General features: G+C 71.1%; 9 protein-coding genes and 2 tRNA genes. 5 read left to right on the top strand and 6 right to left on the bottom strand.

From position 1 onward, the window contains the following. Nucleotides 1-177 precede the first annotated feature (177 nt). The 3 genes from ACIO5D_RS21375 to ACIO5D_RS21385 all read right to left on the bottom strand — a co-directional run bounded on the left by ACIO5D_RS21375 (nt 178) and on the right by ACIO5D_RS21385 (nt 812). Nucleotides 178-253, bottom strand: a tRNA-Gly gene (locus ACIO5D_RS21375). A 40-nt stretch (nt 254-293) separates the two neighbouring features. Next, nucleotides 294-366, bottom strand: a tRNA-Gly gene (locus ACIO5D_RS21380). Between the two features lie 128 nt (nt 367-494). Further along, nucleotides 495-812 carry an Lsr2 family protein gene (locus ACIO5D_RS21385; protein ID WP_238860361.1) on the bottom strand — a complete coding sequence of 106 codons (318 nt, stop codon included), beginning with the start codon at nt 810-812 and terminating at the stop codon, nt 495-497. Nucleotides 813-1,279: 467 nt separating this feature from the next. Here ACIO5D_RS21385 and purS point away from each other — a divergent pair, with 467 nt between their 5' ends. From purS to ACIO5D_RS21405, 4 genes are all read left to right on the top strand, one after another. Then, the gene (gene purS, locus ACIO5D_RS21390) at nt 1,280-1,534 is read left to right on the top strand and encodes a phosphoribosylformylglycinamidine synthase subunit PurS (protein WP_363614127.1); all 255 of its coding nucleotides are present in this window, start codon (nt 1,280-1,282) and stop codon (nt 1,532-1,534) included. Continuing rightward, nucleotides 1,531-2,208, top strand: coding sequence for a phosphoribosylformylglycinamidine synthase subunit PurQ (purQ, locus tag ACIO5D_RS21395; protein WP_363614129.1), 678 nt, complete (start codon nt 1,531-1,533; stop codon nt 2,206-2,208). Before purS ends, purQ begins: the two co-directional genes overlap by 4 nt. Beyond that, nucleotides 2,208-4,463 (top strand): phosphoribosylformylglycinamidine synthase subunit PurL, encoded by a 2,256-nt coding sequence (gene purL / locus ACIO5D_RS21400; RefSeq protein WP_363614131.1) that lies wholly within the window; start codon nt 2,208-2,210, stop codon nt 4,461-4,463. Before purQ ends, purL begins: the two co-directional genes overlap by 1 nt. A 66-nt stretch (nt 4,464-4,529) precedes the next feature. Further along, nucleotides 4,530-5,357, top strand: a complete 828-nt coding sequence (locus tag ACIO5D_RS21405) for a sterol carrier family protein (RefSeq protein ID WP_400796986.1) — start codon at nt 4,530-4,532, stop codon at nt 5,355-5,357. Between the two features lie 116 nt (nt 5,358-5,473). Here the strand turns inward: ACIO5D_RS21405 and ACIO5D_RS21410 are convergent, their stop codons facing one another. The 3 genes from ACIO5D_RS21410 to fbaA form a co-directional block, all read right to left on the bottom strand. After that, nucleotides 5,474-6,409 (bottom strand): DUF3152 domain-containing protein, encoded by a 936-nt coding sequence (locus ACIO5D_RS21410; RefSeq protein WP_400796989.1) that lies wholly within the window; start codon nt 6,407-6,409, stop codon nt 5,474-5,476. A 189-nt stretch (nt 6,410-6,598) separates the two neighbouring features. Further along, a complete protein-coding gene (locus tag ACIO5D_RS21415; RefSeq protein WP_363614137.1) occupies nt 6,599-7,012 on the bottom strand; it encodes a DUF3151 domain-containing protein in 414 nt (137 codons plus the stop codon). 55 nt (nt 7,013-7,067) lie between these two features. After that, entirely contained in the window at nt 7,068-8,090 is a 1,023-nt protein-coding gene (fbaA, locus tag ACIO5D_RS21420; RefSeq protein ID WP_363614139.1) for a class II fructose-bisphosphate aldolase, read from the bottom strand. Nucleotides 8,091-8,433: 343 nt separating this feature from the next. On the opposite strand from fbaA, the gene ACIO5D_RS21425 reads away from it, so the two are divergent. Further along, complete coding sequence (locus tag ACIO5D_RS21425; protein WP_363614141.1) at nt 8,434-9,156, top strand: VTT domain-containing protein; 723 nt, start codon at nt 8,434-8,436, stop codon at nt 9,154-9,156. The last annotated feature ends 129 nt before the right edge of the window (nt 9,157-9,285 follow it).

The raw sequence follows: 9,285 nt of genomic DNA on the forward strand, positions 1-9,285 counted from the left end.
GGGCGCTGCGGGCAGTGCGCGTCATCATGAGAACGGGGTGCGGATCCACGGGCCGGCGATGACAAATGTCATGGGTCCGCTTCGCTTCAGGGGGCCGCGGCCCGCTTCAGGGCTCCGTGCGGGCGGAAGGGCCGGGGAATGCCGAAGGGCCCCCTCGACCGAGGGGGCCCTTCGTACTGGAGCGGACGACGAGATTCGAACTCGCGACCCTCACCTTGGCAAGGTGATGCTCTACCAACTGAGCCACGTCCGCATGGTGAAACTATTGAGTTGTGCTGTGCTCGCGCACTGCGAGCGGACGACGAGATTCGAACTCGCGACCCTCACCTTGGCAAGGTGATGCTCTACCAACTGAGCCACGTCCGCACGGTGCCTGGTGGCACCGGCCGCCTCTTTGGATCTCTCCGTTGGGGCGACGAGGAATACTCTACCTCATCGATCGGGGTGGTCGCCCCACCCTTTCGGGCGGGTGGAGCGACCTGGTCCCGGCGGGGTCAGTTCGCCTCGGCGAACGCCTCGTACACGTGCTTGGGGATGCGGCCCCGGGCGGGCAGCTCCATGCCGCGCGACTGGGCCCAGGCGCGCACGGCGGCCGGGTCCGGGGTGAGCGCGGTGCGGCGGAAGGACTTTCCGGTACGGCTCTGGCGCCGGCCGGCCGCGACGAACGGAGCGAGGGCCTCCCGCAGCTTTTCCGCGTTGTCCAGAGACAGGTCGATCTCGTACGACTTCCCGTCGACGCCGAAGTGGACGGTTTCCGCGGCGGCGCCGCCGTCCAGGTCGTCGGAGAGCGTGACGACTACACGCTGAGCCATGGGTGTCAATCCTCTCGGGCAATTCGGCCGAAGGGCACGGGGGTGCGCTCCTGTGGCCTGATGTGCACCACTCGCGCAAGCGCATACGGGCAGCCCTGATGGCACGCCGGATACGCAGCACTTGCCGCGGCAGGTGGCCCTATTCTGCACCCGAAGCGGGTCGAAATCGAAGAGTCCGGCTTTCTTTTCCGTATATTCACGTGTCTTCGCCCGACTACCGGATACCGGTGCGCACGGCTGGCCGATCTGTCCCGGAGTGCCGGTATTCGGGTGTTCTTCGGCCGTTGTCGTTCGGGCTGTCGAATCCGGTGAAATGGGGCGGCTCCGGGGCGGTCCGGGGGCCCGGAACCCTTGTGCCGTAAGGGTCTCGGGTCTACGCGCGTCGCGCTCCCCGGCCAGCAATCCCGCCCGAAACCCCCGGTAGTCTGGAGTTCCCCCGCCTCACGAAGACACCACCGGGAGTGCCAGTGGCACGCGTCGTAGTCGACGTCATGCTCAAGCCGGAGATTCTCGACCCCCAGGGACAGGCGGTGCAGCGCGCACTGCCCCGTCTCGGTTTCGCCGGGATCGCCGACGTCCGCCAGGGCAAGCGCTTCGAGCTGGAGCTGGAGGGCCCGGTCGACGACGCCGTGCTCGCCCGTATCCGCGAAGCCGCCGAGACCTTTCTCGCCAACACCGTGATCGAGGACTTCACCGTCCGCGTCGAGGAGGAGGGCAAGTGACCACCCGCGTCGGCGTCGTCACTTTCCCCGGCTCCCTCGACGACCGCGACGCGCAGCGCGCGGTCCGCCTGGCCGGCGCCGAGCCGGTCGCGCTCTGGCACCGTGACAAGGATCTCCACCAGGTCGACGCGGTCGTCCTGCCGGGCGGATTCAGTTACGGCGACTATCTGCGCTGTGGTGCCATCTCCCGCTTCTCGCCGGTCATGGACACCATCATCGAGCAGGCGAAGCTGGGAATGCCGGTTCTCGGTATCTGCAACGGCTTCCAGGTGCTCTGCGAATCGCACCTGCTGCCCGGAGCGCTCACCCGCAACGACTCGCTGCACTTCATCTGCCGCGACCAGAAGCTGCGGATCGAGAACGCCGCCACCGCCTGGACCGGGGATTACTCGGCCGGCCAGGAAATCGTCGTCCCGCTGAAGAACGGCGAGGGCCGGTTCGTCGCCGACGCGCACGTCCTGGACGCCCTGGAGGCGGAGGGCCGGGTGGTCGCCCGATACCTGGACGTCAACCCGAACGGTTCGTACCGCGACATCGCCGGCATCACCAACGCCGCCGGCAATGTCGTCGGCCTGATGCCGCACCCGGAGCACGCCGTGGAGCCGCTCACCGGTCCGACCACCGAGGGCCTGGGCTTCTTCACTTCCGTCCTGAAGCAGCTGGTGAACGCCTGATGAGCCTCGACACCGTCAAGAACGCCGAGCAGACCCCGGACGCGGCCCAGCCGTGGGCCGAACTCGGCCTCAAGAAGGACGAGTACGCACGCATCCGGGAGATTCTCGACCGGCGCCCGACCGGCGCCGAACTCGCGATGTACTCGGTCATGTGGTCGGAGCACTGTTCGTACAAGAGCTCCAAGGTCCACCTGAAGCAGTTCGGCGAGAAGAAGCCGGATTCGGACGCGATGCTCGTCGGCATCGGCGAGAACGCCGGTGTGGTCGACGTCGGCCAGGGCTACGCGGTCACCTTCAAGGTGGAGTCGCACAACCACCCGTCGTACATCGAGCCCTACCAGGGCGCGGCCACCGGCATCGGCGGCATCGTCCGCGACATCCTGGCGATGGGCGCCCGCCCGGTCGCCGTGATGGACCCGCTGCGGTTCGGCGCGGCCGACCACCCGGACACCCGGCGCGTGCTGCCCGGGATCGTCGCGGGCATCGGCGGCTACGGCAACTGCCTGGGTCTGCCGAACATCGGCGGCGAGGTCGTCTTCGACTCCTGCTACCAGGGCAACCCGCTGGTCAACGCCCTGTGCGTGGGCGTCATGAAGCACGAGGACATCCACCTCGCGCAGGCCTCCGGCGCCGGCAACAAGGTCATCCTGTACGGCGCCCGCACCGGCGGCGACGGCATCGGCGGTGTCTCGGTGCTCGCCTCCGAGACCTTCGACGCCACCGGCCCGGCCAAGCGCCCCGCCGTCCAGGTCGGCGACCCGTTCCAGGAGAAGCTCCTCATCGAGTGCACCCTGGAGATCTTCGGCGAGAAGCTCGTCAAGGGCATCCAGGACCTCGGCGGCGCGGGCCTGTCCTGCGCCACCAGCGAGCTGGCCTCGGCCGGCTCCGGCGGGATGCGGATCGAGCTGGACACCGTACCGCTGCGCGACCACACGCTCTCGCCCGAGGAGATCCTCATGAGCGAGTCGCAGGAGCGCATGTGCGCGATCGTCGAGCCCGACAAGGTCGCCCGCTTCCTGGAGATCTGCGAGAAGTGGGACGTCATCGCCACCGTCATCGGTGAGGTGACCGACGGCGAGCGCCTGGAGATCTTCTGGCACGGCGAGCTGGTGGTCGACGTGCCGCCGCGCACCGTCGCCCACGAGGGTCCGACCTACCAGCGCCCGTACGCCCGCCCCGACTGGCAGGACGCGCTGCAGGCCGACGCCCCGACCGGCGAGCGCCTCGCCCGGCCGACCACCGGTGAGGGCCTGAAGGCCGACCTGCTGAAGGTCGCCTCCTCGCCGAACCAGGCCTCCAAGTCCTGGATCACCGACCAGTACGACCGCTACGTGCTCGGCAACACCGTGCTCTCGGTGCCCGAGGACTCCGGCATGATCCGGATCGACGAGGAGACCAACCTCGGCGTCTCGGTCGCCACCGACGGCAACGGCCGCTACACCAAGCTGGACCCGTACACCGGTGCCCAGCTGGCCCTCGCCGAGGCGTACCGCAACGTCGCGGCCGGCGGTGCCAAGCCGCTCGCCGTCTCCGACTGCCTCAACTTCGGCTCCCCCGAGGACCCGGACGTGATGTGGCAGTTCGCCGAGGCCACCCGCGGTCTGGCCGACGCCTGCCTGGTGCTCGGCACCCCGGTCACCGGCGGCAACGTCTCGCTCTACAACCAGACCGGCGAGACCGCCATCCACCCGACCCCGGTGGTCGCGGTGCTCGGCGTGATCGACGACGTGACGCGCCGGACCCCGATCGGTTTCGCGGAGGAGGGGCAGCTGCTCTACCTGCTCGGCGACACCGCGGACGAGCTGGGCGGCTCGGCCTGGTCGCAGGTGGTCCACGACCACCTCGGCGGTCTGCCGCCCAAGGTCGACCTGGAGCGCGAGCGGCTGCTCGGCGACATCCTGATCGCCGCCTCGCGCGACGGCATGATCGACGCCGCGCACGACCTCTCCGACGGCGGTCTCGGCCAGGCGCTGGTGGAGAGCTGCCTCAAGGGCGGCCACGGCGCGCGGATCATCGTGCCCGAGGGCCAGGACCCGTTCGTGTTCCTGTTCTCCGAGTCGGCGGGCCGCGCGATCGTCGCGGTGCCGCGCAGCGAGGAGCTCCGGTTCAACGACATGTGCACCGCGCGTGGCCTGCCGGCCACCCGGATCGGTGTGGTGGACGGCGATGTCCTGGACGTCCAGGGCCAGTTCACCGTCTCGCTGGCCGAGCTGAAGGACGCCCACACCGGCGTCATCGAGGCTCTGCTCGCCTGATCGCGGTCGTACCGGGGGGCGGTCCACTCAGCCGGGTGGACCGCCCCCCGGCGTACGCTGCGGGGCATGCCTCCCAAGTCCCGTACATACCAGCCGCAGAAGGTGCGCGCCGCGCTGGTGGCGCAGACCGCCGCGCTGCGTGACGCCGTGCACGGGCTCTGCGCCCGCCCGGACGCCGTGGAACTGCTCGCCCGGCCCACCCGGCTGGGGGAGTGGACGGTGCGCGAGCTGATCGCGCACACCGCCGTCCAGCTCGACTGGGTCCCCGCCCACTTCGACGATCCGCTGGAGGGCCGCCCCCCGCTGGACCTGCTGCGCTGGGTGGCCGGGGTCGGCACGGTGGCACCGCTCCTCGACGAGCAGGCCCGGGAGAAGGCCGCGGGCGAGTTCGGCGGCGACCCGGCCTCGGTGTCGGCGGCCTTCCAGCGGGCCGCGAGCGGTCTGATCGCCGCCCTCGCCAGGAACGAGGCCGCCGACCCCGAGCGGCGGTTCGAGATCCGGCTGGGCTCGATGCTGCTCTCCGACCTGCTGGTGACCCGGCTGGTCGAGGCGGTCGTGCACGCCGACGACCTGGCCGCCGCGCTCGGCCTCGCCGCCTTCCCGCACGACCGCCAGGCCGTCGCCGCCGTCACCCGGCTGCTGGCCGACGCCTTCGCCGACCGGGCCCCCGGTGGCGCCGTCGAGCTGCGGATCCCGCCGTACGCCGTGGTGCAGGCCGTCGAGGGCCCCCGGCACACCCGCGGCACCCCGCCGAACGTGGTCGAGACCGACCCGTTCACCTGGATCCGGCTGGCCACCGGGCGGACCGACTGGGCGTCCGCGGTGGACGCCGACAGGGTGTCGGCGAGCGGTGAGCGCAGCGACCTGCGGGCGTACCTGCCGGTGCTCGGCTGATCCGGGCCCGGCTCCCGGGAGTGCGGCGGCCCGGGACGGCGGCTCGCCGGTCAGGGCGTGTTCCGGGGAGGGGGAGCCGGTGAGGGCGGCTCAGAGCCGTTCCGTCGGTGCCCGGTTCAGGGCACCGACGGGCCGCCCAGGTAGGAGCCCTCGGCCGAGTACGGCCAGGCGTTGGACTCGCAGCCCTTGAGGCCGTAGATCTGCTGCATCATCGCGGGGGCGGGCCTGCCCTTGCCGGGGCAGGTCTCGTGCCCGTGGCCGATCCGGTGGCCGACCTCGTGGTTGACGATCAGTGCCCGGTACTCGTCGATCGGGCCGCTGAACTGCGGTGAACCGGTGTTCCAGCGCTTGACGTTGACCATCACCTGGTTGCCGACGGCGCAGTTCACCTCGCCGTGGGTGTCCAGACCGGCCTGGCCGCAGATCCGGTCCACGGCGGCCGGCGAGCCGATCTTCACCGTGAAGTCGTACGAGCCGCCGGCCACCAGCTGGAAGCCGTTCTTGCGGTCGTTGGTCCAGCCGCGCTTGTCGGCGAGGATGCCCTGGATCTGCGCGGCCGCGGCCGCCGGGTCGATCCCGATGCCGTCCTCGACCTCCACCCGGTAGCGGCGGATGTTGCCGGCGCCGACCGGCGCGGCGGAGCCGGTGGCGACGGTGAAGGTGCCCGCGCCCTTGGCGGGTCCGGGGTCCGGGGTGTTCCGTTCCGGGGTCGGCGTCGCGGCCTGGGTCAGGGCCGGCGTCGGTGCGGGTGTCGTGGCGGGCGCCGCCGGCGGCGGCGGGGCGGTGTCCGGGCTCTTGGCGGGCTCGGGGGCGGTGGGTGCCGGGGTGCTGTCGGCGGGCGGGGCGACCCGGCCCTGGGCGGTCGGACCGGCGCCGGGCAGGGCGTCGGGGCGGTTCAGCGCGTACAGCGTGCCGCCGAGCACGGTCACGGCCGCGAGCAGGGCGGCGGTCATCCCCGGGCCGAGCCGACGACGCCGGCGGTTACGGCGGCCGGCGCCCGGCTGGGTGCCGCGGGTGCGGCTGCTGCGCTGAGCGGGTCGAACTACGGGCACGTGGAGGCTTTCTGTCGGGCGGGCGGGGCCGCCCCGAACTGCCGTGCGCGCCCCCCTGATGGCCTCACCCTGGCACGCCGGATTGCCGAATGTCCACATACCGAGTATGCAGATCTGGCAACAGAACCGCCCCTGCCGCCGGGCGGGCGACAGGGGCGGTGCCGACGGGTGCGGTGCGTCGGGGAGCGGTCAGCCGAGGGTGGCGGCGGCGGTCGGCGAGCTGTCCCGGAGGAACTGCGCGCAGCGCTCCGCCTCCTCCTTCTCCTCGATCGAGGCGGCGGCCCGGCCGAGCGCGTGCAGCGCCCGCAGGAAGCCGCGGTTCGGCTCGTGCTCCCACGGCACCGGACCGTGGCCCTTCCAGCCGGCCCGCCGCAGCGCGTCCAGCCCGCGGTGGTAACCGGTACGGGCGTACGCGTAGGACTCGACGGTGCGGCCGGCGGCGAAGGCGTCGTCGGCGAGCTGGGCCCAGACCAGCGAGGAGGTCGGGTACTTCGCCGCGACCTCGGCCGGGGAGGCACCGCCGGCCAGCAGCTCCAGCGGAGCGGGCTCGGCGGGCAGGTGCGTCGGGGGCGGACCCCCGAGAAGGTTCTGGTGTGTGCTCATGCCCCCCAGTGAACCACTGGGGGGCACGAGGGAAGGACCCTGCCTCGGCGGGGACTTACTTCAGGCGGTTGCCGGCCGAGCGCAGCTGCTGGGCGGCCTCCAGCACCCGGGCGGCCATGCCCGCCTCGGCGAGCTTGCCCCAGGTGCGCGGGTCGTAGGTGTTCTTCTTGCCGACCTCGCCGTCGACCTTCAGCACACCGTCGTAGTTGCGGAACATGTGGTCCGCGACCGGGCGGGTGAAGGCGTACTGGGTGTCGGTGTCGAGGTTCATCTTCACGACGCCGTTCTCCAGCGCGACGGCGATCTCCTCGGCGGAGGAGCCCGAGCCGCCGTGGAAGACGAAGTCGAACGGGTCCTTCTTGCCGTACTGGGCGCCGATCGCGTCCTGCAGCTCGCGCAGCAGCTCCGGCTTCAGGACGACGTTGCCCGGCTTGTAGACGCCGTGCACGTTGCCGAACGAGGCGGCCAGCAGGTAACGGCCGCGCTCGCCCAGGCCCAGGGCCTCGGCGGTGCGGACGGCGTCGTTGACGGTGGTGTACAGCTCGTCGTTGATCTCGTGCGTGACACCGTCCTCCTCGCCGCCGGTCGGGGTGATCTCGACCTCAAGGATGATCTTGGCGGCGACGGCCTTGGCCAGCAGCTCCTCGGCGATGGCCAGGTTGTCGTTCAGGGTCTCGGCGGAGCCGTCCCACATGTGCGACTGGAACAGCGGGTTCAGGCCCTTGGCCACGCGCTCCGCGGAGATCGCCAGCAGCGGGCGGACGTAGCCGTCCAGCTTGTCCTTCGGGCAGTGGTCGGTGTGCAGCGCGACGGTCACGTCGTACTTGGCGGCGACCACGTGCGCGAACTCGGCGAGCGCGACGGCGCCGGTCACCATGTCCTTGTTGTGCTGGCCGCCCAGGAACTCCGCACCACCGGTCGAGATCTGGATGATGCCGTCGCTCTCGGCCTCGGCGAAGCCGCGCAGCGCGGCGTGCAGGGTCTGCGACGAGGTCACGTTGATGGCCGGGTAGGCGAACTTGCCCGCCTTGGCCCGGTCGAGCATCTCGTTGTAGACCTCGGGAGTTGCGATGGGCATGCGAATCCGCTCCTGTCGGGTTGCGGCGTACGGACGGTGCTGTCCGACGCTGTGTACGCCTTCGTTACGACTCCGGGGTACCGGCGCCGACGCGCGGCTCTGCGGGGCGGCTCGCCTGTACCAAGGTTCGAGGTGACCGCCGCGGCACGACAATGAGGGTGTTTGCGACCGCGGTCCGGACGCCTGTGCCATCTTCCCAGACTCGTGCTCCGGGTTCACCATGCGGCCCGCCAGTCGGGACGGCGGCGCCCGCGGGGCCACTCCTCGCGTGCGACCGGAGGATGTGGCCGCCTCGACCTGTGGGCCGATGCCCGTGTTTATCCGGGACCGCTATCCTGCGGCCGTGGACTACAACCAGCTGGCCGTCAACCTCCTCGACGCCAAATCACTGATCTCGTCCGTCGGCGCCATCGGGCTGATCGCGATCATCTTCGCGGAGACCGGCCTGCTGGTCGGGTTCTTCTTCCCGGGTGACTCATTGCTGATCATCGCAGGCGTGGCCGCCTCCAGTGCCGCCTCGTCGGTGCTCGGGGACGGGGCCCGGCTGTCGATCACGGCGCTGGCCATCGGGGCCCCGCTCGCCGCGATCGCTGGCGCCCAGCTCGGGCACCAGATCGGGGTGAAGGTCGGACCGAAGATGTTCGACAAGCCCGAATCGAAGATCTTCCGCCGCGAGTACGTGCTGAAGGCGGAGGAGTACTTCAACAAGTTCGGACCCGGCAAGGCCGTGGTGCTGGCCCGCTTCATGCCGATCGTCCGGACCTTCCTCAACCCGGTCGCGGGCACCCTGGAGATGCCGGCCCGCACGTTCTTCCTGTGGAACGTGATCGGTGGCGTGCTGTGGACCGAGTCGATGCTGATGATCGGCTACTTCTTCGGTGACGCGCTGGCCCCGGTGATCGACAAGTACCTGATTCCCGCGGTGCTGCTGATCGTGCTGCTCTCGATCTCGCCGATCCTGGTGGAGGTCGTACGGGAGCGCAGGAAGAAGAAGGCGGGCGGCGCCGTCGAGGCCGCCGACGAGGACACCGTGCAGGCCGGTGGCGGGCGCCACCGCCGCGGCTGAGCACCGCTTCCGACGACGAACGGCCGGGGCCGGGGGGGGTGGTTGGTGTGTAAAAAAACCCCCCCCCCCCCCGGGGCCCCCGGCCCGAGAGCCCCGGCGGGCAGGGGGGTGGGGGGGGGGGTGGGGGGT

Source organism: Kitasatospora sp. NPDC087315, assembly GCF_044744345.1.
Lineage (GTDB): Bacteria > Actinomycetota > Actinomycetes > Streptomycetales > Streptomycetaceae > Kitasatospora.